Genomic DNA, 24694 nt, shown 5'->3' with positions numbered 1-24694 from the left:
TCTCATGATACGAACTCCACATTCGAGACGAGCCACTGACCGTCATGCTGCTCGAGGTCGAGCTTCATCCGATAGACCCGCTGTTGTCCTTCGGGGGTTTCGGAGTTCTTCACCGTCGACGTCACCGCGGCGATCGTGGTTGCGTGATCATCGTCAGCACTCACGACCGCGACCTGCCGAGCCTTGCCCTCGGAATCGACCTGCCCCTGCTTGAGGATTGTCGAAAAGCTCCCTGTTGTATCGCTGATCTGGCTCTTGAAGTCACCGGTGGCGTGGGAGCGCACACGGTCGACGTCGGCATCGGCACTGCCGTGCCGCAGCGTCACCAGATCGGCAGCCATCTCACGAGTCGTCGTCAGCAACTGTGCGTCGCGATCACGTGCGGCCACGGCGTCGCGGTGCGATTCATACATCACTGCGCCATAGGCGATTCCGGCGACGATGAGTGCGCAGCCGACGACGAGCGCCAACAGCTGACGTCCACGTGCAGGCCCCGAATCCTTCTCCGACGTCGTGCTGTCTGCGCGGGGTGACGGCGCGGCATCGCGTTCCGCATCGTCTGATCCCGGCTCAGTCGGGACCGACTCCCCCGATGTCTGTTCACCGGATTCGGGCTCAGCCGGCGCCCCGGGGTCGTCGATCTCAGGGGCCACGGACTCGCACGTCTCGGGTTCTGTCAGTGGGGAAACAGTTGTTCCCATGTGCTCACCACCTTCTGGTTGGAGTTCTTGCCTGCGATCACGTTGCCCAACGTGAACGATGTCGGCTGGCCTGGTACGTGGAACCGTCCGGTTGACGGGTCGTACGGGACCGCAGTCACGGTGTCCGCGTCTGCTTTCGGCGGATTCGGCGCACTACCGGGAACCTGGTAGCCGACACCCGGCCGCGCCAGCATCTGAGGCCACCGGGACGGCAGACCCCCCGGGCACCGCGCCACGTCACCCGAGCGCACCGAGTGGTCGGTGGCACAGGGTGCGTTGCGCGCACCTCGCGCCACTCGGAAATCGTCGTGCGCGGCCTGGCAGTACTGGTCTTCCGGCATCGGCGCGTAACCCACCGACCCCGGATTCCTCCGCTCCATCCCGTACCCCTCGCCGCACGGGGCGGGGTTCTCGGTGTTACCGAATTTGACGTCCAACTCGCCCTGTCCGGAGGATCGGTCGTCGGTCTGCTGGAACGGGCCGAGGTCGGCGTTGATCGCGTTGCTGATCGCCGGGTACACGACGAGCACGTGCCTGATGCCCGGCACGTTGACCCGAAGAACCTCACCCACTGTCTGCAGATTGGCGAGCAGTACCGGAAGCGTGGGGCGAAGTTCCTGTAGCAGTCCTGACGTGGAGTCGAAGAACGGTGCGCCCGTTCGCAGCACGTTTCCGAGAGCTTCGTCGCTCATCGCGAGTTGCTCGGTGAAGCCGCGTAGGTTGGTCGCGATCCGTGAGATGTCGGGACCGCTCCGATCGACGGCGACGAGCAGCGGATTTGCAGTCTGCACCAGCTGCACCGTCTCGTCGAGGCTGCCCGTGGCCTGCCGCACCAACGACGACGACGCCGCCAGCGCGGCATTGAGGTTCTCGCCGGTGTCGTCGAGTGCCTGCGATGTCTCGTCGAGCACGCCGCGTAACGAATCCTTCGGTACCGTCTCGAGAAGCCCGGTCACCTGTTCGATCACGTCGCCGGCGGGGACGGGGGTGCTGGTGCTGTCTCCGCTGATTCGTGCACCGTCGGTCAGTGAACCTCCCGCTGTCGAGTTCGGCACGAGATCGATGAATTGCTCGCCGGCGACCGACACACTTCGCACGTAAGCGTGCACATCGGCGGGAATCTTGTGGGCGGAGTCGATCTGCAGCCGTGCCGTCGCCCCGGTCGGTGTCGGGTCGAGCGCGGTGACCACTCCGACGTCGACCCCTCGGTAGGTGACCAACGCCGCCGGATACAGGCCGCCAGATGCGCTCAATTGCGCTTCGACGCTGTAGGTTCCGATGCCCGTGTAGCGCTGGAGCCCGGCATAGGCGTACGCCGAGTACCCGACCACGAGGATCGAGACGATCCGAAGATCACCAGCTGCGCTCGGACCAGCCTGCTTCTCATCGGGTTCCCTCCCCACGCGCTGTCGGAGTTCGAAGCGGATCGACCGCTTGCCGGGACAGCTGGGGCTCGTCGCGCGGCTTCCGTGTGACACTCGGGAGCACCACATTCGCCAGCTTCTGGGGGCTGATGTCGAGGGTCAGAAACAGATTGACGTAATCGCCCTTCGCTGTTCGTTCGATCGTCGTCACCGGAAATGGCAGTGTCAAAGCGACTTTCAACGCCTCGGGTAGTGACTTCCCGGATGCTGCAAGCGAGTTCAGTGTGGGTGCGAGGTTGCGGACCTCATCGACGAGACCATCCCGGCTACGGTTGAGCACGCCGGTGGCAGAGTCGCCGAACGACCCGATCGAGTCGAGCATCGTCATCAGGTTCTTCTCCTGCGCGTTGAGCACTCCGATCGCCGGTCCTATCGTGTCGATTCCGTGCGTGATGGTCTTCACCTGTGCGGACAGCTTCGTGCTCAGTGACGCCATCGATTCGATGGCATTCTCGATATCGCCGCGCTGTTTGTTGATATCGGAGACGAAGGTGTTGAGACGTCCGAGAAGCTGACGCGCGTTCTGTTCATGCCCGTTGAGGATCTGATCGGTCTGGTCGGTGATCGTGCGAAGCTGTTGCAGTCCGGAGCCGTTGAGGACCAGCGATAGCGAGCTCAGCACCTTCTCGACCGGTGGATACTGGCTCGTGTCGGCCACCGCGATGTGTGAACCGTCATCCAGCTTTCCCTGCGGGCCTTCACCTTCCGGTACCGCGAGCTCGATGTACTGCGACCCGAAGAGACTGGTCTGTGCCAGCGCGGCATGGACGTTCGCCGGGATCTGCTTGTCGCTGTCGATATCGAGCAGAGCCCGTGCATGCCATCCGTTCGTCTCGACCTTGCGGATGTTTCCGACCGTCACGTTGCCGGCCTTCACCGGCGAATTGCCCACCAGGTTCTGCGCGTCGGCGAGGTCGACGACAACTCGATACGTGTCCGACCCCGCGGTATTGCCCGGCAGCGGTACCGAGTTCACCCCATCGAAGCTGCACGCCGTCGAAGCTATCGAGATCAGCGCAACGCCGAGGAGTGTGGCCACATGTCGGAATCTCATCAGTTGTGACCTCCCCGGCCCCGTGGGTTCAGCAACCCCGACAGACCGTTGGCGTCTGGCGCCCCGACACGACTGCCCGTCGACGCAGTCGCTGCCGCGGCATTCGCACCAATCTGTTTGACGGTGGTCGCGCACTGTCCCTCCGGCGCGTTCACGGTGGTCAGCAGTGCACAGATCAGTGACTTCGGATCCGGGATGTTCGGGATCCCGAGTGCACCCGAGAGCGAGTTTCCGATCGGATCGTAGATGTTGTAGAAGTCCGACGCCGCGGTCGGCAGTACCTGCAGGGTGTTCGCCAAGGTGTCGATGCGATCGACGAGAAGCGTGGTGATCGTGTTCGCCTTCTTCACATCTGCTGCCAGCGCAGCCTTGTTCGTGTCGATGAGCTGTTTGACGTCGACAAACGTGTCCTGCAACGTCTGCAGCACGGCGTCGACCTCTACCCTGTTGTCGTCGAGGACGCCGGAGAAGTCCGCGAGTTGGGCAGAGAATCCACGTATTTCGCGATCAGCAGTCGACAACGAGGTGGTGAACGCCTGGAGGTTGCGAACGGTCGTGAACAGATCGTCACCACCGCGATTGAGCGTGCCCGTCGCCTTGGACAAGTGGATCAGTGCGTCGTGCAGGGCACGACCGTTACCGTCTGTGGTCGTCGCGGTGGCGTCGATGAATCGGTTCAGCGCTCCCTGCTGATCTTTGGACGTCGGACCGACCTCCTTGACGAGATCGACGAGCTGCTTCTTCGTCTGATCGAATTCGACGGGGGTACCCGTCCGATCGACGGGGACCGTGCCGCCCGGCGCGAGGGCCGGACCACCGGTGTAAGCCGGAGCGAACTGGACGTAGCGACCGGTCACCAGCGTCGGCGCCACGATCGCAGCTTTGGCGTCCGCGGGGATCCTGCGTCCTTCGTCCATACTGACCTTGACCTCCACCGCGTCCGCGCGCGGCGTGATCTCGTCGACCTCACCGACCGGTACTCCGAGGACCATCACACGATCGCCCACGTAGAGACCGGTGGAGTTGGTGAACAGCACTGTGTACTGGCTCTTTCGGCCACTGACCAGCCACAGCACACTCGCGACGATCAGCATCACCACAACGATGATCACCAGCGCGTAGCCGGGAATACGGCTCGCCGCACTGACTCCACCGCGACGCCGTCGCGCGCTCATCGAGGACCCCCTGTTCGGTCGCCTGCTGTTCCGTTGCCTGTCACACCTGTGTTGGCCGGCAGGATGTTCTGGAGCAGCACGGTGAAGAACGGTCCGCTTCCGACCGCATCGCCCAATTGATAGGTGAACGTCTTCATCCCGGAGATCGACTGATTGATGTTGTCGTAGTTCTTGTTCAACAGATCGACGACCGTGCCGAGCTTGTCCAGTGTCGGGGCCAGGATCTCCTTCACATCCCCGCTGAGCGAGTTGAGGGCGCGGGAGAGGTCGGTGGTCTGCACGAGTATCGAGTGGATCGCAGCCGAGCGTCGATTCAGCGTGGCGAACAGCGTCTGTCCCTGACCGAACATCGCCGTGAGCTGCTCATTGCGATTCGCCAGGATCTGTGACACACCAGCCGAATTCGCGAGCAGCTGTGACACCGCCTGGTCTCGGGAGCCGATCGTCGCAGAGAGTCTGCTCACCCCGTCGATGGTCTGCCGGATGTTCGACGGCAACGCCTCCTGGACCGTACTCAACTCGTCGAGAGCCTCGGTGAGCTGAGTCTTGTCGGTCTTGTCGACCTTGTGCGTGACCTCTTCGAGGTCGCGGGTGATGTCGTAACCCGAACTCGTCCGGTCCAGGGTGATCGTATCTCCCGGAGACAACGCGCCGGCTCCGTCCGGGTGGAGGTCGATGTAGCGCTGGCCGAGCAACGTCTTCACCTTGATTGCTGCGCGCGTGTGGTCGCCGAGACGCTTGCGTGCATCCTCCTTCACACCGAAATCCACCGCGACGTGCGCACCGTCGATCTCGATCGCCTTCACGGTGCCGACCTCGATACCGCTGAGCTGTACCGGATCTCCGGACTGTAGACCACTCGCGTCCGCGAACTGTGCATGGTAGTCGCGCTCACCAGTGACGAAGGAGAACGAACGCAGATTGAACGCGAGCGCGAGGACGATGATGAGGATGATCGTCCCGATGATCCCGATTTTCACCGGATCACGCTCGACCATTGACTTCCGCCAATCGATCACGGTTGGCACCTCCCCGCGGGAGCGGTGAACATGGGTGTTTGATCTCCTTGTCCTGGACCGTATTTGATGGCCAAACCACACACGAAGAAGTTGACGTAGCTGCCATACCCGGACACGCGACCGATGATCCGATACGCCTCTGGCAGCTTGGTGAGGATCAGCTGTAACGTATCGGTGCTCGCGTTGAGGTTTCCCGATAGCTTGTTCAGACCGCTGACACTCTCGGCGAGGTGGGGCCGCACCGAGGTGACCACATCGGCCAGAGATGCTGTGAGAGCATCGATCTTGGTCAGCGCACCCGAGATCCGTGGACTGTCGGCCGAGAGCGACGACACCAGTTGCGCCAGACCGGTCACGAGTTGATCCGTCGCATCGTGGCGTGAGTTGATCCCCGCGAGCACGACGTTGAAGTTCTCGATGACCTTGCCGATCGCGGCGTCGTGATCGGCGAGCGAGTTCGTGACGACACCGAGTGCAGCCGTGAGTTCGGAAATCGCACTCTCCTGCCCGTTGAGGACTGCCACGAGGGAAGTCGCGACGCGATTGGTCTCGGCCGGATCGAGCCCCTGCAGCAGCGGCTTGAACCCGTTGACGACCTGGTCGACATCGAGTGCGGGCGTCGTCCGTGCCTGAGGAATTGTGGAGCCCTCGGATTCCGGTTGTCCGATCGCTTCCGGCTCCGTCAGCTGCAGATAGCGGTCGCCGATCAGATTCTTGTAACGGATGACGGCATGCGTCGTATCGCTGAGCGAATGCGCGGTATCGAGCGTGAAATCGACGCGCGCGGCGTCCTTGCCTGCCAACTCGACGCCCGTGACGGTTCCGACGGGCACACCTGCGATCCGAACCTCCGAACCTGTCGTCAATCCTGCAGCCGTACTGAAGATCGCGTGATATTCGCGTGTGGGCCCGAACCTGAGATTGCCTGCGAGGACCGCAACGAACAAGGCCGCCAGCGAGGTGACCACCACGAACAACACCGCCTTGACGGCAGTACTCGTCGTTTTCATCAGTGTCCCCCGAACAGTAGGTCCGCCAATGGGTTTCCGATCAGGTCGGCAGGCCCGTTGATCGGCCCGTACGCGTCGCTGCCGTCATCGAAGTCGATGTGCGCTGGCGGTTTCGAGGTCTGCCTGCAGCTCGGCGCTACTCCTTCCAGGCCGACCTTGGGAAGGTTGCGCGAACTGGAGTACGGCGGGTTTCCCATCAGCAACGTGCCGACCACGTTGAGTCCCGGTCGATCGCTTCCACCGTTCGCACGCTCGAGGTACTGGTTGGTCAACGCGAGACTCGACAGGAAGCACGGATAGATCGGCGCGAACTCGCCGAGGGTCGACACAGTGGTCCGCAGACTCTTCACCGCACGTTCGAACGGCATGCCCGCGACGGAGAAGAAATCTCGGCCTGTGGCTCCGAGATTCGAGAAGGACAGCACGAATGCGGAGAACGCGCGTTGTTCGCGGGTCAACGTCGTCGAGGTGAGAGAGAGCCTGTCGATCGTGGCCAACAGATCAGGCGCCGCCTCGTCGAGCCGATTCGCGACAGCAGCGCCCGAGACCATATCCCTCTGGAGAGCGCCGAGATTCGGGTTGAACTCCGCCAGATAGTCGTTGAGCTGGTCGACCAACGTCCCCACCTGCTGCCCGTTGTCGGCAAGAGCTTGCGACAACCCGCCGACCGTCGTGGTGACCCGTTGCGGGTCCACCTCGTCGAGAACGTCCACGAGTTTGCTGAGCAGGTCGTCCACCTCGTGGCCAACCCCGGGCGCCCACAGGACATCTCCCGACCTCAGCGCATCCGACCGTGGATTCGCGGGCTGCGTCAGACGCACATACTTTCGTCCGAGCAGTGTCATCGGGTCGACGTCGGCGGTCACATTCGAGGGGATGGCCTGCGCCGCCGAGCTGTCGATACCGAGGGTCAGCTTCGCCCGGTTGTCGGTGAACTCGACATCCTGGACCCGCCCGACGACGACGCCGTTGAGTTCGACGCTCGAATTGCGTTCCAGCAACAGGCCTGCACGATCGGCGTACATCGTGACTCGCTGGGTGTCGCTGAACGTTCCCCGGTACAGCGCGACCGAGATGGCTGCCGCGCCGACGAGGACGATGACGAGCATCAGGCCGAGCACGATGTTGGCTCTTCGACTGAGCTCTCGCAGGTGCCCCATCAGCCGGCCACCCGAACCGCACCCGAAGGTCCGCCGTAGACCGCAAGCCCCACGAAGAGATCGATCAGCATGACCGCCACCAATGATGTTCGGACTGCTCGACCGACTGCGACTCCCACGCCTGCTGGGCCACCGTGAGCGTTGTAGCCGTGGTAGCAGTGCACACACATCACCACGATCGCCATCAACAACACTTTGAATGCCGACCACAACACGTCTTTGGGGACGAGGAAGACGTTGAAGTAGTGATGATAGGTACCGCTGGCCTGCCCATAGAGCACGATGGTGACCAACTCTGTTGCCGCATAACCGATGAACAGCGCAACCGCGTAGAGCGGAATCACTGCGATGACGCCTGCGATCAGTCGGGTGGCGACGAGGTAGGGCAACGAGGGGATCGACATCGTCTCCAGCGCGTCGATCTCCTCACTCACACGCATGGCGCCGAGCTGTGCGGTGAAACCAGCGCCGACCGTTGCGGTCAGAGCCACGCCCGCGATACCCGGTATCACTTCACGGGTGTTGAAGAAGGCGGAGATGAAGCCGGCGAACGCGCCGAGACCGATTCTTCCAAGTGAGGTCGTACCCTGTTGTCCCACTTCGTATCCGACGGCTGCAGCGAGCATGGCGACCACCATCAGCGTCCCGCCGATCACGGCGAGGGCACCACTTCCCATACTCACTTCGGCAATCAGCCGCACGATCTCCTCGCGATATCGGCGCAGCGTGCGCGGGACCGTGGCAACCGTCTGGCCGTAGAAGGACACTTGCCGGCCGAGTCCGTCGAGAAAAGCCGGTGGTGCAGCCGCCGCACGCCGCGAGGCGCGCAGAACTCCATTCGAACCAGCGGACGTGCTCGGTTCTTTCACAACCATTGACGTGTAATCCTTTTCGGTTTGCCGATGACCTGGGGAGCAGAGCTCACCGAGATCAGCAGGACGGCATACGTGCGTTGTCCGACGTGCGCGAGACCGCTCAGCCCAGGGCGATGGTGGTGATCACCGAGTTCGCGAGGAACAGCAGCAGGAATGCGTAGACCACGGTTTGGTTCACGGCGTCGCCGACACCCTTCGGCCCTCCCTTCACGTGGAGTCCGAGGTGGCACGCCACCAGACCTGCCAGCAGTCCGAATACGCCTGCTTTCACTTCACTGACGAAGAAGTCCGGAAGCCCGGTGATGATCGGGATGCTCGTCACGTACTGCCCGGGGGACGCGCCCTGCAGGTATACGGTCGCGAAGAAGCCGCCAGCGATCCCGACCGCCGACACCAGTCCGTTGAGGAACAGTGCAACGATCGTCGAGGCAACAACGCGGGGGACGCACAGGCGCTGGATAGGATCGATTCCGAGCACGCGCATGGCGTCGATCTCTTCGCGAATCGTCCTCGACCCGAGGTCCGCGCAGATCGCCGTCGACCCCGCGCCTGCAACCACGAGCACGGTGATGATGGGCCCGATCTCACGGATGATCGCGACGCCCGCGCCCGCGCCGCTGAGGTCAACAGCGCCGACCTCCGCCAGCAGGATATTGATCTCGTAGACGAACATCATGCAGAACGGGATCGACATCGCCAGGGCCGGGACGATCGAGATCGATGCGATGAACCAGAACTGGTGTAGGAACTCTTTCCACTGGAACCGCGATGTGAACAGGTAGCGGAAAGTCTCGAGACTCGTCGCGTAGAACTGTCCGATCGCTCGCGGCACGATCGGTGCTGCGCGTGCCGCGCCACGGAACCGGGATCGACGCTCTGGAGCAACCGCGACCATCTCTCATCACCTCTACACACTCGAAACCCGATCAGGGCACACGCGTCACCCGACTTCCGCCATGCGGATGTCTCACGCCTCAACTCGGCCATCGATGTGGACTGCATCACATGGCCGCGTTACACGCTAAGGGTCGCCACGGGATAAGTCCCCACCCGTCAGAGGTAGCTTTGTCCCCCCTTGGGGGGAGATTTCACATGACGGATCAGGGGGTCGTGATCCACCTGGAAAACCTTCAGATACCCCCGTCGAGCAGTGCAGGACGCACCGACGCCGTGAATCCGACGTTCGCAGTGAGTGCGACGTCGTCACGTTCGTACGCGTCCGACTCGACCGTCCAGTCGAGGTGGCGAACCATGTGGTGCACCATCGTCGCCGCCTCCAGGAAGGAGAAATTCATCCCGATGCACTGATGCGCGCCGCCGCCGAACGGCGCCCATGCGAGCCGGTGGCGGCCGCTCCGTTTCACGGTGGCAGCGCCTGTTGCGTCGACGAATCGTCTGGGATCGAATTCGTCTGGCTGCGGCCAGATTTCGGGTATCCGGTGGTTACTCGCGGCGATCGCGATGACAAACGCGCCAGCCGGGATGAAATGCTCGCGTATCGCGGTATCCCGAACAGCAGCGCGGGGAATCACCGGAACCGGTGGACGCAGCCGAAGCGACTCCTTGAACACCGCCTGCATGACGGTGGATTCGCGCAGCTCCGCCGCCGTTGGTGTGCTTCCCAACCGAATGGCCTCCGCGGTGACGCGTGAACGCCAGGCGTCGTTTCGACCGAGCCGATACGTCATCGACGTCATGGCGATGGTCGCTGTGTCGTGTGCTGCGAAGAGCATGAATCGCATGTGATCGACGATCTGCTCGTCGGACAGTCGGTTCCCGTCATCGTCGCGTGCCTCGCACAACGCAGACATCAGGTCAGGCCCTGGCGTTGCGCGTCGGAGCGGCACCAACTCGGCGAAGAACTCGTCGACGACTCGGCGCGCTCGATGGCCGCGCGCCCAGGACGTGCCCGGTATCGGCACGCGGACCAGCGCACCACCCGCCTCGATGAGGTCGACGAACGCGGCGTTGATCTCGTCCGCCTCTGCTCGTGGCAGCCGTGCCCCGACGAACAACTCCAGCGCGACGTCGAGTGCCGTTGCCTTGAGTTCAGCACGAATGTCGACCGCGGGGCCCGTGGTGAAACGCCTCGCGGCGTCGGCGGCGAGCGCGTGCAATGGCTTCTGGTACTCCGCGAGGCGGTCAGCGGTGAAGGCCGCCTGCATGATTCGACGATGCGTGCGATGCTCGTCGGAGTCCATCAGAAGTATCCCGCGCTCGAACAGCCGACCGAGCGCGAACCCGTACACCGGCTCGTTGCGGAAGGCTCGATCGGCATCGCGAACCAGTTCGCCGAGTGCCTCCGGCCCCTGTACCACGACTACGTCACGTCCGAGCGCCGAGACGAGAGCCACCTCCCCGTAGTCGACGCGAAGATCGTGTGCCAGGGATGCCGGATCCGAGCGCAGACGCAATACGTTGTGAAGCGGGAGACTCCGCGGTCCCCGCACCGGGCGTAGGGTCGATTCCGCGGAAGGTCGGGCAAGCGTGCGGTGGCGCATCGGTGAATCCTTTCGATTGCGACCTGCAATCCTCTCGATGGGAACATCAGGGGGCGACGCGGTACCGACCGCCGGGAGAGGACGACAACCGACGTGCGTGTGTTGGTGGTGGACGACGACGTGCGGGCAGCCGAGACGATCCGTCGGGTGCTGGCCAGTGATGGTTGGAACGTATCTGTCGTGCACGACGGCGCGGAGGGGTTCCGATCCGCCCTGGAGCAGCGATTCGATGCGGTGGTGCTCGACATCATGCTCCCCGGCATGAACGGCTTCGAGATCGTCCGCGAGCTGCGACGACGCTCGGACTGGGTACCGATCATCATGCTCTCGGCAAAAGACGGAGAATACGATCAGGCCGAGGCGCTGGACTTCGGAGCCGACGACTACCTCGTCAAACCGTTTTCCGTCGTCGTACTCAAGGCACATCTGCGTGCTGTCGCGCGGCGTGGTTCGCACGAACGCCCCGCGATTCTCAGCGCGGGATCACTGAGCCTCGACCCGGCGCAACACGTCGTCTCGCGGGGGAACACGCCCATCACGCTCACTCCGAAGGAGTTCGCGGTGCTCGCACTGCTATTACGGAATGCGGGTCGGGTCATGTCGAAACATGAGATCCTCCAATCGGTGTGGGACGAGAACTACGAAGGCGACGAGAACATCGTCGAGGTCTACATCGGTTACCTCCGCAAGCGAGTCGACGCGCCGTTCGGCGTCGCGTCGATAGAGACGGTGCGCGGCGCCGGCTATCGACTGATCGCAGTGTGATCATCTCCTGCATGCCCTCTCGGGTCTGTGTCGTCATCATCGTCGCGCTGCTGATCTGCGAAAGTGCCGCTCGCGAGCGGGCCCTGGAAGTGAAGTAGCGGCAGGACGAGTTCGACGGTCGCACCGCCGTGGCGAGAGTCGACCACGGCAACTGCCCCGCCGTGTGCACGTGCGATCTCGTGCGCGATTGCCAAGCCGAGGCCCGCCCCCGACGTGTCGCGCCGACGGTCGACGTCGATACGGGAGAATCGGTCGAGCACACGGTGCCGCTGGTCTTCCGGGATGCCCGGCCCGTCGTCGCTGACCGCGATGACCGCGGTCGACCCCTCGACACTCAGCGAGATCCAGACCGTCGACATGCTGTGTCTGACCGCGTTGTCGGTCAGGTTGCGCACCGCACGCCGCAGCATGTCCGCATCGCCGGAGACGCGTGCGGCAACGACATGGCCCGCTACCTTCGGCGGACTCAGCGCACGCAGACGAACCAGTTCGTCGGACACCACGTCGTCGAGATCCACATCCGACGCCGTCACGGACAGTCCATGTTCATCGGCACGTGCGAGTAGCAGAAGATCTTCCGCCATCCGCTGCATACGCCGCGCCTCCGGAAGAAGTATGGTGCGCACGGTCTCGAGATCGACAGGCGACGAGGTGTGGTCGGCGAGATCGAGCAGCCCCACCACTGTGGTGAGCGGGCTACGCAATTCATGGGACGCATCCCCGACGAACCGCAACTGCGAATCACGCCCCCGCTCGAGGCGCGCGAGCATGCTGTTCATCGTGATCGCCAGAGTGCGGATCTCGTCGTCAGCGGCGGGCACGGTCACGCGGTGCTCGAGTTCGGTCGACGTGATCTCATTGGCTTGTCGGGTGATTCGCGAGACCGGGCGTAACGAGCGGCCGACCAGGAGATACACCGCACCCGCACCGAGCGCGACGATGACGGGGAATTCGATCGCCATGAGCGTGGCTGTCGTCCACTCGCTTCCCCTCACCCCGGATGCCTTGTCGAGTGCGACAACGGTGTACGTGTGATCGGAGTAGTCGGCAGTCATCGCCGTCGCGCAGTAGTCGTCGCCATAGCCGGGAACGGTCACGTGATCCGCGTATCGGGCTTGCGGCTCCCCGCCCCCACGCGTATCGCCGTCGACCTTGATCGGCACAGTGGGAGCTCCGGGCGACGCGGCTACCACGTGGCCCTGCTCGTCGATCACCTGCGTGATGTCGATACCTGCTCCCGGTGTCAGATCGTCGGGGTCGACGGCGGAGACACCGCCGCGGTTGACCGCCGTGGCGATCTGATATGCCTGCCGCCCTGTCGCTCGGAACATCTGTTCGGTGTTCTCCCGGTGCAACATGAGCAGCATCAGGGCACCACTCAGGAGCAACGCGACGACGAGTACGACCGCCGCGACGATCGTCAGTTGCTTACGCACGCCATAGCGGCCCACTCGCAGGCGAACACGGGTGCGTACGGTCACGAGCTCATCCAATGCGGCGTCGTCCGCCGGTCGGTTGCCGATGGACTGTGATCGCAGAGTCTATTCCGTTCCGCGGCCGATCGACAGGTCACGGATTTCAGCAGACCTTCAGGTAAACGCAGGCACTCTTACGAGATGACCGCCCGCCGAAACGTCGCAGAGCATCTTCTGGACACCCTGCGGCGTCGTGGCATGACATATGCCTTCGGGGTGCACGGCGCCAACATCGAGGACATGTACGCAGCGGCGGCGCGAGTCGGCATTCCGACGGTCGTGGCCAAGCACGAGTTCGCCGCAGGCGCGATGGCCGACGGCCTGGCACGCATGAGCGGCTCGTCAACACTGGTCTTGACGACTTCCGGTGGCGGCGCGATGAATGTCGTTCCGGCGCTGGCCGAGTCGTTCGACAGTCGAGTTCCGGTACTCGCTGTCATCGGCACCCCACCGACGCCGCTCGTCACCCGCGGAGGCTTTCAGGACATGCTCGATCCACCCGACACCATCGATCTCGTAGGTGTGCTGCGCGCGATCACCGGTCACGTCGAAGTGGTCACGGATGCAACGGGCCTCTCCTCCGCACTGAAGTCGGTCTTCGCGGTTCTCGAGCGTGACCTCCCCTGCGCGTTGATCATCCCCAAGGATGTGCAGTCGCAGCAGATCTCGGGCGACGACTGCGTCGACCACGAGATTCCACCCGACAGAGCCGACCACGCCGTCCAGAGCATGCTGACGACTGCGGCAGACCGACTCGTCGACGCTGCGCGAAGTGGCGAGCCGATCTGCCTGTGGATCGGCGAGGAGGCATCCCGGGAACGGATGGGAACGACACTGCACCGCATGGCTTCTCGGCTATCAGCTACCGTCGTCGCGGCGCCCGGCGGTGCCGATACCGTCAACCCTCTGACCGGTCACGCGGGTATCACAGGCGTCATGGGTCACCCTTCCGCCCGCACCGCCCTTGCCGCCGCATCGATCTGTGTGGCTGTCGGATGCAGGATGACGCTCACCGACCGTGGTGGACTCGATGACGAACTCGATCACCTCGAGATCGTCCACATCGGGCGCCACAGTCCACGACCACCGCGCGGGACGACGATCCTCGTCGATTCACTCGCCGACGCAGTGCGCTACCTCGACGACACGCTCGCCGACGCCGGACTAGTGCCCCGCACGCTGCCCGACGTCGAAACCACCTACCTCGAGCCACCAGCCCGGAGAAACGTCGCGCTACCCTCGCTGCGCGAGATCGTCGACACAATCTCCGACGTGATACCAAGCGGTGTACGGATATTCGCGGACGCAGGCAATGTCGGAGCAGCCGCAATCCACTATCTGACTCCGGTCGCAGACCAGCGATTCACGGTCGCTCTCGGGATGGGCGGGATGGGTTATGCCATCGCCGCCGGGATCGGCGTGGCCGTCGGACTCGCCGAACGCAGCGTGATCATCGCCGGCGACGGTGCGTTCTTCATGCACGGCATGGAGTTTCACACCGCAGTAGAGCACGACGCTCCCGTAACGCTGGTCATCCTCAACAACGACGCACACGGAATGTGTGTGACCCGCGAAAGCCTGTACTTCCCGGACACCATGGGCGTCAATCGATTCCGGCCCACCGACATCGCCGGCGGGCTCGCGGCGATGTTCGCAGGCCTCGACGTGCGGCATCCCTGCCAGCTCACCGAACTGCGCGCCGACTGCGCAGAACTGTTCTCCGGCACCGGCCCCAACGCAATCGTCGTCGATTACGACCCGGACGAGGTGCCGCCGTTTCTCCCGTTCCTGGCGAAAGGATCACCACCGACATGACCATCGAGACCACGCCCTTGGCCGATTTGGGCGAACAGGCAGCCGACCTCGACGGATTGACAAGAGTGGAGACCCATCCCCGTCAGACCGCCACACCGGTGATCCTCGACATGCTCCGCTCTGTGTACCCGCACGACACCATCTACGGCGACTTCTGCACGGTGCAGGGCTACGTGAACGCGCCGGCCCGCGAACTCTACGACTGGCTCGCCGACACGAGATCGCTCGAGGAGTGGACCTACAGCCTCCGCGGCTTCTCGACGACCGATGAGCCCGGACTCTGGGTCGCCCAGGACCGACTGGGCGAGGCGACCGAGATCTACACGCGAACCGTCACGAATCCGGACGCGATGACCGTCGACTATCACTGCGCGTGGGATCAGGGCAAACACCTGTGGATGGTCTACCTGATGCGTGTCGTCGACGCCCAGGTCGTCCTCGACACACCTGGTTCGGTGGTGCTGTGGACCAACTGCAGACACCCGTTCTACGAGAAGAATCCGTTCCCGGACACCGCACCCGCCGACCGCCCGGTGTGGGTGGGTGACTTCTGGGACATGTTCTCCGCCGGACATCAGCTCGAGCTGAACAACCTCAAAGCGATTGCCGAATACCGCCACGCCAACGATCTTCCCCTCACCCCCGATTGGATGCGCTCATGACCCACTCGCCCACGCTGACACTCGCCGACGTTGCGGGCTACCTCCCCGACAATCGCGTACCCGCAGCGTTCTTCAGCGAGTACGCGGAAAGTGATGCACTCGCCGACAATGTGATGTTCTCCGCGCCTGCATACCGTCACCACGCAGCAGAGGGAGAGACGTCGGCCGACATGATGATCTCTGCCGCCAGGATTCTCACCGAGAGACATGGCGGGGACTATCTCGACGACGTCACCGTCGTGTTGACCCACAGCCAACTTCCCGAGGTACCGGTTCGCGGATGTGGGGGCGAACTCGCCGATCGGTTGGGCTTGCGACCCCGTACGGTGCTCGACGTCCACAACGGTGGATGCGCGGCATTCATCCACATGATCGATCTCGCTGCCGCACTGCTCTCCGCGACAGGAGGCGGCAAGGCCCTGGTGGGTCTCGCGCAGAACAGCGCGTCGCAGATCTTCACCCAGGACCAGGTCCGTGGCAAAGCGCAGGCGGCGATACCCGGCGACGGTGCGGCGGCGGCGACCGTGACCCTGGACGGCGAGAATGGCTCTCCGGTATTGGGATTGATCACTCATTCGTACGGCGAGTACTCGGCCGACATGACGTCGGTTGCCGAGCCCGACAGACGGTACTGGGAGGCGGGGCCAGGACAGATACACATCGGTTTCACGGAGGCGAAGATCACGAAGGTCCTCGCGCGCGGCAATCGAATGGTGCCTGCCGCGGCCATCGAGGTTGCCGACTCCATCGGCATCGCACCCGCCGCGCTGGACTGGTTCATCACCAATCAGCCGAACCGGATCTTCCTCCGGAACTGGCGAGAGGCGCTGGAGTTGCCCCCGGAACGACATCCCGACACCTTCGACGAGTGCGGAAACCTCTTCGGGGTCGGGATTCCGATGACTCTCGACGCCGCCATCACCGACGGGAGAATCCAATCCGGCGACGTGGTCATGATGTCGGCGTTCGCGCATGCGGGCGACTTCGCGGGGGCTGCGGCGCTCCGCTGGTCCGGCAGACGATGACACCCCCGACGACAGCAACCCCGTCGGCTGCATCGCCGACAGCTTCACCCCCGGCCATGTCGACACGGGCACATGTGGTTCGGCTCGATCTCAACGAATCCGCTTATCCCCCACTGCCATCCGTCGCCGAAGTACTGCGCGAGCAGGTGGCCCGAACGAATCTCTACCCGGAGTTCTTGCCACACTCGACGCGGCGCGCCGTCGCACGGCATCTCGGGGTCGACGACTCCATGGTCAGCGTGGGCCCGGGGGCGACCGGAGTCGCACTGCAGACCCTGCACGCAGCGGTGCGCAATGGGGCACGCCGCGGTGTGGACACTCCCGAACTGGTGACCGCCACGCCGACGTTCGACGGGTTCCCGATCCTGGCCGACATGGCGGGTCTGCGTATGCGCGGCATCCCGCTCGACGCCAGGGGCCAGGTTGACCTGACGGCGATACACAGCGCCATCGGCTCGAACACCGTCGCGGTGATCATCTGCTCACCGCACAATCCAACCGGCGCCGTGGTCGACGAGGACGTCCTGGTTTCCTTCCTGAACGCGCTGCCACCGCACCTCACGGTCATCATCGATGAGGCTTACATAGAGTTCAGCACTGCTGCACCGGATCTGGCCGGACTCCTGCATGCCCACCTCGGGACGGTGGTACTTCGTACATTCAGCAAGGCCTATGGTCTCGCGGCACTGCGAGTCGGCTACGGGGTCGGGAACGCGCGCGTGATGGCGGAGGTCCAGCGACTCGAGGTGCCGTTCGCGGTGGGCGCACCGGCACAGGCTGCGGTCCCCGTGGCACTTGCCGCACACACCGAATTGGCGCAGAGGGTGACTGCGATGCGCACGCAGCGCACGCGACTGGCGCAACAGCTGCATGAGTTGGGGGCTGAAACACTGACCAGCGAGGCCAATTTCGTGTATCTGCAGGGAGACGACGGAATAGCGCTCGGATCGCTGCTCACCACCTCCGGAATCCCGGTGAAGCAGGTGCGCGGACACGGGGCGCGGGTCACGGTCGGTGACGGATGCACCACCGAACACGTTCTGGCTGCGCTCAGGGCAACCGCTGCAACCGCATAGGCGGGAACGTACTAACGTCCCGATGCGAAGATCTGCGCGAGCACCTCGGGCAACTCGGTGTAAGGCCCCGGGAAGAACTGCTCGTTGATGAAGAACGCGGGCGTGCCGTTCACACCGCTGCGGAGGCCGCTGTTGATATGTCCCTGAATGCGATCGGCGAACTCTCCGGCGTTCAGCGCGTTCTCCACGGCCCTCTGCTCGAAACCGAGTTCTGCTGCCAGCTCGCGATAGAAGCTGTCGCCGAGTCGGTCCTGGTTCTCGTAAAGCCGATCGTGCGCTTCCCAGAATCGTCCCTGACTTCCGGCGTACTCGGCGAACTCCGCGGCGCTCAGTGCCTGCGGGTGGATCTCTGGGATGGGAAAGTTGCGAAAGCAGAAGCGAAGTGAGTCCGAGTATGTCCGTTGGAGGTCTTTGACGATCGGGTAGGCCTGCCCGCAGTACGAGCATTCGTAGTCGCCGTACTCGACCAGCGTGATCGCGGCCTCGTCCGGGCCCTGGGTGTAGTCGTCGGATCCGACAGAAGGGGTCAAGGTCATCGCGGGCTCCTCACGAATTCTTCTGCTTGAGCGCTTCGAGTGCGTCGAGCACTCCGTTGACTCCGGGATTGATGGCCATCGGCGACAGGTAGCTCCAGGCGATCACCCCGTCGGCGTCGACGACGAACAGAGCACGCTTGGAGCACCCCGCGTCCTCGTCGTATGCGCCGTACGCTCGTGACACCTCACCCTTGGGGTTGTAGTCGGCGAGCAGGTCGTAGCCGAGCTTGCGGGATTCCTTGAAGGCCTGGTGGCTCCACGCGCTGTCGACCGAGATCCCCAGCAGCACCGCGCGATAGTCCTGGAGGAGCGGCAGCGACTGGTTGAACACGGCCAGTTCGTCCCCGCACACCTGACTCCAGTCGGCGGGATAGAACACGAGCACCACCGGGTTACCCTTCAGTTCGGACAAGCTGAGGGACTGATCAGGCGTCGCCTTGAGTGTGAAATCGGGGGCCGTGGTTCCGGCCTCCAGGATGCTTTCGGGTGCGGTTGCTGTTTCGGCCATGAATCGATCGTTGCACGACACCGGGCCGCATCGCACCCGAAAGCACCACTGTTGAGCGTGCCGTTTCTCGTGACTCCAGATGCCCCGTCAATCGCATTCGGGCCTATATGCAATGGTGACGTCACAGGTGTAGTGGAAGACCCGAAAACCGTTACCGATCCGGCGTCAGCCGATCGGTGTCAACTCGGCCTCGTTGCCGGTGCCCTGCATGGACACAGGCGGCGTGGACCGCCCGGCGCGGAGGAAGCTGCCTGTCCTCACGGTCCCCACCGCCGACGAGAACCGGCCATCGGCGAAGACGGTCTGTCCGCTCATCAGCACGGCCCGGACCGCGCTGTCGTTGCGGTTCACCATGCGCGACATACCACCGAACTGTTCTATCGGTGCCTCCACATACGCCTCGAGTTGCTCGTCGAGATGCTCGGGATCGATCACCACGAGGTCGGCGCGGTCACCGACGCGCAAGTGCCCGGCGTCGATGTCGTAGAAGTCGGCGACCTCGCCGGTCAGTCTGTGGATCGCGTATTCGCTACTCATGAAGGGCTTTCCGGCCCGCTCGGCATCCCGGACATGGCGCAACAACCGTAGGCCGCTGTTGTAGAAGGCCATGTTGCGCAGGTGGGCGCCGGCGTCGGAGAATCCCATCTGCACCGTCGGCCACGTGGCGATCTTCTTGAGCATCTGCGGCCGGTGGTTGGAAATCGTCGTACGCCAACGCAGTTGTCTGCCATGCTCGACGACGAGGTCGAGGAAGGCGTCGACGGGGTGCACTCCGCCACGGTCGAGTCCCACCTGGCCGAAGGATTTGCCGATCACCGACTCGTCCGGGCAGGCAACGATCTCGGCGTCGAAGAAGTCGCGGTGCCACACCCTGATTCCGAACTTCTGCTCGTAGTCCTTGCGGAACCAGCGCCGGTAGTCCTCATCTTGGATCAGCGCATCCCGCTCTATGTCGTCGCGTAGGTGCAAAGCGGCTGCACCGGAGCCGAATTCCTCGAAGATGACGAGATCGATGCCGTCGGCGTACACCTCGAACGGGACCGGCAGGTGCTGCCACCGGAAGTCGCCACCGAGTCGATTGATCAGCGCTGTCGGGTGATCCATCAGGAGCAGCGCTTTCTCGTTCGACTTCACATCGGCAGCCGAGAGGAGCGAGGTCTTCAGCACCGGCCGGCCGAACCCGATGGACTGCACCATCTGCGACACCAGGTTCAGCGGATTCTGGATGTCGGGACCCGACTGCAGCACGCGCCCGCCGTGACGCAGCATGCTCTTGAGTCTGCGGAGCTCCCTGGGCTTGGCGTAGGTCGACGGCAGGGTGCGTGACCGGCAGGTCACCCCGTCGAGCTTGTCGAACTTCAGTTGCTGCGACGAGAGCCCTACGAATCCCTCGACGAGTGCGTCGCCGAGCATCTCCTCCATGCGCGCCTGCTCGGCCCGGGTCGGTCGCACGTCGGGACGTGTCGCCCGATCGAGCCCCATCACAGCCGTCCGCATGTCCGAGTGTCCGATGAAGGCTGCGAGATTCGCGCCGAGCGGCAGACTCTCCAATCGATCGACGTACTCCTTGGGTGACGTCCAGTCCTTGTGCTCATCCACCGCTGAGATGACGTGATCACGCGGAATCGCCTCGACACGCCCGAAAAGGTCGCCCGCCTCTTCGCCGTCGACGTAGATCGTCGAGAGCGAGCACGACCCGATGAACACCGTCGTCACCCCGTGCCGGAGCGACTCGGTCAGTTCCGGGGTATCGAGCACCTCGACGTCGTAGTGGGTGTGGATGTCGATGAGTCCCGGTGTCACCCAGGTACCCACTGCATCGATGACCTGCGCGCCCTCGGTGTCGAGAGGCTCGGCACTGATCGCTGCCACCCGACCGTCGCGAATGCCGATGTCGCGTATCGCCGAGGCCGCTCCCGTCCCGTTGAACCACCGGCCTCCCCGGACGACTGTGTCAAATGTGGACATGCGGCTCCCTTCGCCGCGCCAATCGTGGCACAGATCACAGTTGGTGTAGACACTTTTCGGTATATGTATAGTCGCGGCGATGACCACCTCCGATGTCGCGCCCGATCTCCGACGCACTGCCCGCTGGATTCCACACGGGCTCGGACTGCGCCACCTCCCGATCCCTGTCCTGCGCGTTGGCGGACTGAAGCTGTCCAGACTGCGCGGTGTCCCGACCGTCGCGATCGCTCCTGGCGTCACTGTCCGTCTGCACCGACCCGCCGGAGCGCAGGTCACCGGCGCGGCGATGCTGTGGATCCACGGCGGCGGATACGTTCTCGGCTCGGCGGGTCAAGACGACGTCTACTGCCGCGACCTCGCCGACACCACGGGCGTCACGGTGGCTGCCGTGAACTACAGACTTGCACCGGCATTCCCGTATCCGACGCCCTCAGAAGACTGCTACACCGCACTCTCCTGGCTGGCCGAACAGCCGTGGGTCGACCGCGACCGTATCGCGATCGGAGGTGCCAGTGCGGGCGGCGGCCTCGCCGCGGCATTGGCCCTGTTGGCCCGTGATCGCGGTGACATCCCGCTTGCCGCACAGGTTCTCGTGTACCCGATGCTCGACGATCGTACGGCCTCCACACCCAGTGGACGTCGATGCGTACTGTGGTCCGAGCGCGACAATCAGCGGGCGTGGGATCTCTATCTCGGCTCCGCGGACAGAAACGTGGCGGTGCCCGCCCGCCGTAGCGACCTCGGCGGCCTCCCGCCGACCTGGCTCGGTGTCGGAACGTGCGACCTGTTCCACGACGAGACACTCGATTACGCTCGACGCCTCCGCGCGGCAGACGTCCCGTGCGAGGTCGAGATCGCGCCGGGCGCCTTCCACGCGTTCGATCAGTTGGCACCGAAAGCGCCGACCACTCAGAGGTTCAACACTTCGCTGCGCACGTTCCTGCGTACGCGACTCGAGACGGTCGTGAGCTGACAGCGCATCGGGTTTCGCCCGTCAGTCGGCCGATGTCGATCCGTTGAGGGTACCGAAATCCTTGTGCGCCAATCCCGCAACCACCCCGCCGTCGACGACGAACTCCGAGCCCGTCGAGTAACTCGATTCGTCCGACGCGAGATACACGACGAGCGCCGACACTTCCGACGGTTCAGCGGCCCTTCCGAGCGCTGTCTGGAAGATGTCGTCCGGCACCCACTCGGTCATGGGTGTCCTGATCAGTCCCGGATGGATCGAGTTGACCCGAATGCCGCTGGGACCCAGCTCCAGCGCCGCAGACTTGGTGATCCCCCGTACACCGAACTTCGACGCCGTATAGCCGTGCGATGCCATCGTCCCCGCGAGCCCCTCGATCGACGAGATGTTGACGATCGACCCTGCACCCTGCTTCTTCATCTGCGGCACAACTGATTTGATTCCGAGGAAGACGCCTGTCAGGTTCACGTCGAGGATGCTGCGCCAGTCGTCGAGCGAGTAGTCCTCGAAGAGTCCGAAGTTCACGATTCCTGCGTTGTTCACCAGCACGTCGAGCGAACCGAACTCCTGCACCGTCAGGTCGACGGCGGCACGCCAGTCGTCGGGCTCGGTCACGTCGAGGTGGACATAGCGCACCGCGTCGCCCACCTCGTCGGCGAGCGCCTTCCCCTCGTCGTCGAGGATGTCGCCCGCGACGACCCGCGCACCTTGCGCGACCATCGCCCGCACGTGCGAGGCGCCCATTCCCCGAGCTCCGCCACTGATCAACGCCACTCTTCCGGCCAGTCGGTCACTCATCTTCTCTCCCTTGTCATCCGGTGGGGGGATTGAACAGGTTGTAGTCGTCGGGATCGACGCGCCTGGTCCAGCGCCAGAGGTCGACGATGCGCGCACCGAGCAGTGACGGTACGTTGCCACGCGAGTTCCGGTAGTAGCTCGACACACCCTCGTAGGTGTAGACCATCTCGGCGAGCCGCTTCCGATTGCTTTCGCGCGTACGGATCGTCGCCCCACGCCTCGGCGAGGTCGATGCCGTCACGACCGCGCACCGACAGCCCACCCAACTGATAATTGACGTCGAAACCTGTTGCCCAGACGAGGACATCGGCGCGACGCTGGACGCCGTCCCGGGTGATCACTGCGTCACCGCTGATCTCGCGGATGGGTTCGGTGATGAGGTCGACGTCGTCTCGCTGCAGGGTGGTGAGCCAGGTCCCGTCGTCCTGCAGCGTCCGCTTACCCATCGGCGGATAGCGGGGAGTGACCTTCGCCAGCAGTCCCTCGTCTGTGGTGAATGCCCGCATCCACGCGATGAACATCTCGCGTATCTGATGATTGGCCGCGCTGACTGACACGCCGCCGGAGTCCCACTCCGGGTCGACGATGGTGGCAGCTCGAGCACCGTCGGCGATCGGCCACCACGAGATGAAGCGTAGCCAGCGTCCGTAGTAGGGCAGGTGTCGGATCGCCCACCTGGCGCCGTCACCGACCGGGGCGTGATAGTCGACGTTGGGCGCCATCCACTGCGGGGTCCGCTGATAGACGTCGACGTGCGCCGCGAGACCCGCGATCGCCGGAACCAGCTGGAATCCGCTTGCGCCTGCACCGATCACCGCAACCCGTAGGCCATCGAGGTGTACGTCGTCGTGCCAGTCGGCGGTGTGGAACGCGGGACCGGGGAAGCTCTCGGCACCCGGTACGTCGGGGAAGCCAGGATCTCGGGTTGCGTCGCATGGTGATGAGCCCAGTGGTCGGCCGGCTCGAACGAATACGTGTAGTACTGGCTGGGGATGTCGACCCTGCATCCCGGATAGCGATTGGTCTGCCAGGTTCCGCCGACGCCGTCGTTACGGTCGATGATCGTGAAGGGAATCCCCGCCTGCCGCAGGCGAATACCCGCCAGGATTCCACTCTCCCCCGCACCGATCACCCCGACGGGAAATGCGGCGCGCTGCCGTGGTGTCGATACCGGTTCCGCGACCGGCTGGTCGTCGGGAGTGAATCGCAGGTCGGCGGCGACGTAGTCGAGGAACTCGTCGGGCACCGTTCCCGCGCTCACCACGGCCAGCATCCGACTCAGATCGGTATCGTCCGGGACTAAGGGCGGCGGACACCCGCGGTCGCGGTAGTCGACGATCACCTCGAAAGCGCGGCGTCGAACCCGGTTCTTGTCGTCTTCACTCATGGCCCCCTGTAGATCCATCGCGATGAGCGCGTATGGACCGGGCAGCTCGTCGAGCAGTCCGACATCACCGGTCATGTGGACCATCGACATCAGGAGCGCGGGAACACTGGCTTCCTCGACGGCTGCGCGAACGACGTCATCGGGGTCGTCGAAGGGCAGGCCGATCAATCGGCGCAGTTCCGTGTCGGACTGCCCGCGTTCGGCGGCATCTGCGCTCACACCCGCAGACCATACGCTTCGACTATGGGTGTATGACGTCTCTTCGTGGTTTCGGTCCGAACCGGTCGCGACTCAGATCACCTTGTCGATGTCTCCGGTCAGCTTCTCGGGCTTCACCGTCGGCGCGAACCTGTCGACGACCTGCCCGTCGCGGTTCACGAGGAACTTGGTGAAGTTCCACTTGATGCGGTTGCCGAGCACGCCTGATTTCTGTTCCCGCAACCACGCGAACAGCGGGTGTGCGTCCGAGCCGTTGACGTCGACCTTGGCGAACATGGGGAAGCTGACGTCGTAGGTGAGTGAGCAGAAGCTCTTGATCTCCGCTTCGTCACCCGGCTCCTGATGTGCGAATTGATCGCACGGAAAACCCAGCACGACCAACCCGCTGTCGGCGTAGGTCTTGCTGAGCTCTTCGAGCCCCTTGTACTGCGGGGTGAAGCCACACTTCGACGCCGTGTTGACGATCAACAGCGGCCGACCGCGGAACTCGGCGAGGTCGACGGTGTTGCCGTCGATGTCCGTCGCGGTGAAGTCGTATGCACTCGTCATGGCGATACCCCCGGTGTCGATC

General features: G+C 63.9%; 22 protein-coding genes and 1 pseudogene. 6 read left to right on the top strand and 17 right to left on the bottom strand.

The window, feature by feature from the left end; translation table 11 throughout:
- Nucleotides 1-2 precede the first annotated feature (2 nt).
- The 10 genes from LK459_RS12975 to LK459_RS12930 form a co-directional block, all read right to left on the bottom strand.
- A complete protein-coding gene (locus tag LK459_RS12975; RefSeq protein WP_227918705.1) occupies nt 3-701 on the bottom strand; it encodes a hypothetical protein in 699 nt (232 codons plus the stop codon).
- Nucleotides 677-2104, bottom strand: coding sequence for an MCE family protein (locus LK459_RS12970; RefSeq protein WP_227918704.1), 1428 nt, complete (start codon nt 2102-2104; stop codon nt 677-679). Before LK459_RS12970 ends, LK459_RS12975 begins: the two co-directional genes overlap by 25 nt.
- On the bottom strand, nt 2085-3179 hold the full coding sequence (locus LK459_RS12965; RefSeq protein WP_227918702.1) for an MCE family protein: 1095 nt from the start codon (nt 3177-3179) through the stop codon (nt 2085-2087). The genes LK459_RS12970 and LK459_RS12965 overlap by 20 nt, the downstream gene beginning before the upstream one ends.
- The gene (locus LK459_RS12960) at nt 3179-4354 is read right to left on the bottom strand and encodes an MCE family protein (protein ID WP_227918701.1); all 1176 of its coding nucleotides are present in this window, start codon (nt 4352-4354) and stop codon (nt 3179-3181) included. The genes LK459_RS12965 and LK459_RS12960 overlap by 1 nt, the downstream gene beginning before the upstream one ends.
- Entirely contained in the window at nt 4351-5373 is a 1023-nt protein-coding gene (locus LK459_RS12955; protein WP_007240549.1) for an MCE family protein, read from the bottom strand. The genes LK459_RS12960 and LK459_RS12955 overlap by 4 nt, the downstream gene beginning before the upstream one ends.
- Nucleotides 5370-6383, bottom strand: a complete 1014-nt coding sequence (locus tag LK459_RS12950) for an MCE family protein (protein ID WP_227918699.1) — start codon at nt 6381-6383, stop codon at nt 5370-5372. The genes LK459_RS12955 and LK459_RS12950 overlap by 4 nt, the downstream gene beginning before the upstream one ends.
- Nucleotides 6383-7543, bottom strand: coding sequence for an MCE family protein (locus LK459_RS12945; RefSeq protein ID WP_227918697.1), 1161 nt, complete (start codon nt 7541-7543; stop codon nt 6383-6385). The genes LK459_RS12950 and LK459_RS12945 overlap by 1 nt, the downstream gene beginning before the upstream one ends.
- On the bottom strand, nt 7543-8418 hold the full coding sequence (locus LK459_RS12940) for an MlaE family ABC transporter permease (protein ID WP_007240546.1): 876 nt from the start codon (nt 8416-8418) through the stop codon (nt 7543-7545). The genes LK459_RS12945 and LK459_RS12940 overlap by 1 nt, the downstream gene beginning before the upstream one ends.
- 100 nt (nt 8419-8518) lie before the next feature.
- On the bottom strand, nt 8519-9313 hold the full coding sequence (locus tag LK459_RS12935; RefSeq protein WP_227918695.1) for an MlaE family ABC transporter permease: 795 nt from the start codon (nt 9311-9313) through the stop codon (nt 8519-8521).
- 235 nt (nt 9314-9548) lie between these two features.
- Complete coding sequence (locus tag LK459_RS12930; protein WP_227918693.1) at nt 9549-10868, bottom strand: cytochrome P450; 1320 nt, start codon at nt 10866-10868, stop codon at nt 9549-9551.
- 144 nt (nt 10869-11012) lie between these two features.
- Here LK459_RS12930 and LK459_RS12925 point away from each other — a divergent pair, with 144 nt between their 5' ends.
- Nucleotides 11013-11684: a response regulator transcription factor gene (locus LK459_RS12925; protein WP_227918692.1), complete on the top strand. Its 672-nt coding sequence runs from the start codon at nt 11013-11015 to the stop codon at nt 11682-11684.
- Here LK459_RS12925 and LK459_RS12920 read toward each other — a convergent pair.
- The gene (locus tag LK459_RS12920; RefSeq protein WP_227918691.1) at nt 11663-13165 is read right to left on the bottom strand and encodes a sensor histidine kinase; all 1503 of its coding nucleotides are present in this window, start codon (nt 13163-13165) and stop codon (nt 11663-11665) included. The two genes, LK459_RS12925 and LK459_RS12920, sit on opposite strands and share 22 nt — an antisense overlap.
- A gap of 135 nt (nt 13166-13300) precedes the next feature.
- Here LK459_RS12920 and LK459_RS12915 point away from each other — a divergent pair, with 135 nt between their 5' ends.
- Genes LK459_RS12915 through LK459_RS12900 form a run of 4 tightly spaced genes read left to right on the top strand, consistent with a single transcriptional unit; the run spans nt 13301 to nt 17737 of the window.
- The gene (locus tag LK459_RS12915) at nt 13301-14974 is read left to right on the top strand and encodes a thiamine pyrophosphate-binding protein (protein ID WP_227918690.1); all 1674 of its coding nucleotides are present in this window, start codon (nt 13301-13303) and stop codon (nt 14972-14974) included.
- Nucleotides 14971-15636, top strand: coding sequence for an SRPBCC family protein (locus tag LK459_RS12910; protein ID WP_227918689.1), 666 nt, complete (start codon nt 14971-14973; stop codon nt 15634-15636). Before LK459_RS12915 ends, LK459_RS12910 begins: the two co-directional genes overlap by 4 nt.
- On the top strand, nt 15633-16661 hold the full coding sequence (locus tag LK459_RS12905; protein WP_227918687.1) for a 3-oxoacyl-ACP synthase III family protein: 1029 nt from the start codon (nt 15633-15635) through the stop codon (nt 16659-16661). Before LK459_RS12910 ends, LK459_RS12905 begins: the two co-directional genes overlap by 4 nt.
- A gap of 56 nt (nt 16662-16717) precedes the next feature.
- Nucleotides 16718-17737, top strand: coding sequence for a pyridoxal phosphate-dependent aminotransferase (locus LK459_RS12900; protein WP_227918685.1), 1020 nt, complete (start codon nt 16718-16720; stop codon nt 17735-17737).
- A gap of 11 nt (nt 17738-17748) precedes the next feature.
- Here LK459_RS12900 and LK459_RS12895 read toward each other — a convergent pair whose 3' ends face one another.
- The 3 genes from LK459_RS12895 to LK459_RS12885 form a co-directional block, all read right to left on the bottom strand.
- On the bottom strand, nt 17749-18273 hold the full coding sequence (locus LK459_RS12895; RefSeq protein ID WP_227918683.1) for a DsbA family protein: 525 nt from the start codon (nt 18271-18273) through the stop codon (nt 17749-17751).
- Nucleotides 18274-18283: 10 nt separating this feature from the next.
- Nucleotides 18284-18781, bottom strand: coding sequence for a redoxin domain-containing protein (locus LK459_RS12890; protein ID WP_227918682.1), 498 nt, complete (start codon nt 18779-18781; stop codon nt 18284-18286).
- A gap of 165 nt (nt 18782-18946) precedes the next feature.
- Entirely contained in the window at nt 18947-20749 is a 1803-nt protein-coding gene (locus tag LK459_RS12885) for an N-acyl-D-amino-acid deacylase family protein (protein ID WP_227918681.1), read from the bottom strand.
- A 79-nt stretch (nt 20750-20828) separates the two neighbouring features.
- On the opposite strand from LK459_RS12885, the gene LK459_RS12880 reads away from it, so the two are divergent.
- Nucleotides 20829-21722, top strand: coding sequence for an alpha/beta hydrolase (locus LK459_RS12880; protein WP_227918680.1), 894 nt, complete (start codon nt 20829-20831; stop codon nt 21720-21722).
- A 21-nt stretch (nt 21723-21743) separates the two neighbouring features.
- On the opposite strand, the gene LK459_RS12875 is transcribed toward LK459_RS12880, so the two are convergent.
- The 3 genes and pseudogenes from LK459_RS12875 to LK459_RS12865 all read right to left on the bottom strand — a co-directional run bounded on the left by LK459_RS12875 (nt 21744) and on the right by LK459_RS12865 (nt 24672).
- Entirely contained in the window at nt 21744-22517 is a 774-nt protein-coding gene (locus LK459_RS12875) for a glucose 1-dehydrogenase (protein ID WP_227918679.1), read from the bottom strand.
- Between the two features lie 13 nt (nt 22518-22530).
- Nucleotides 22531-24123: pseudogene (locus LK459_RS23395) on the bottom strand (flavin-containing monooxygenase).
- 72 nt (nt 24124-24195) lie between these two features.
- Nucleotides 24196-24672 (bottom strand): glutathione peroxidase, encoded by a 477-nt coding sequence (locus tag LK459_RS12865; RefSeq protein ID WP_227923731.1) that lies wholly within the window; start codon nt 24670-24672, stop codon nt 24196-24198.
- Nucleotides 24673-24694: the final 22 nt, after the last annotated feature.

The sequence above is a fragment of the Gordonia otitidis genome (assembly GCF_020735545.1).
Taxonomy (GTDB): Bacteria; Actinomycetota; Actinomycetes; order Mycobacteriales; family Mycobacteriaceae; genus Gordonia; species Gordonia otitidis.
The sequence above is the reverse complement of the archived record's forward strand: the minus strand, read 5'-3'. Positions and strand labels throughout refer to the sequence as shown.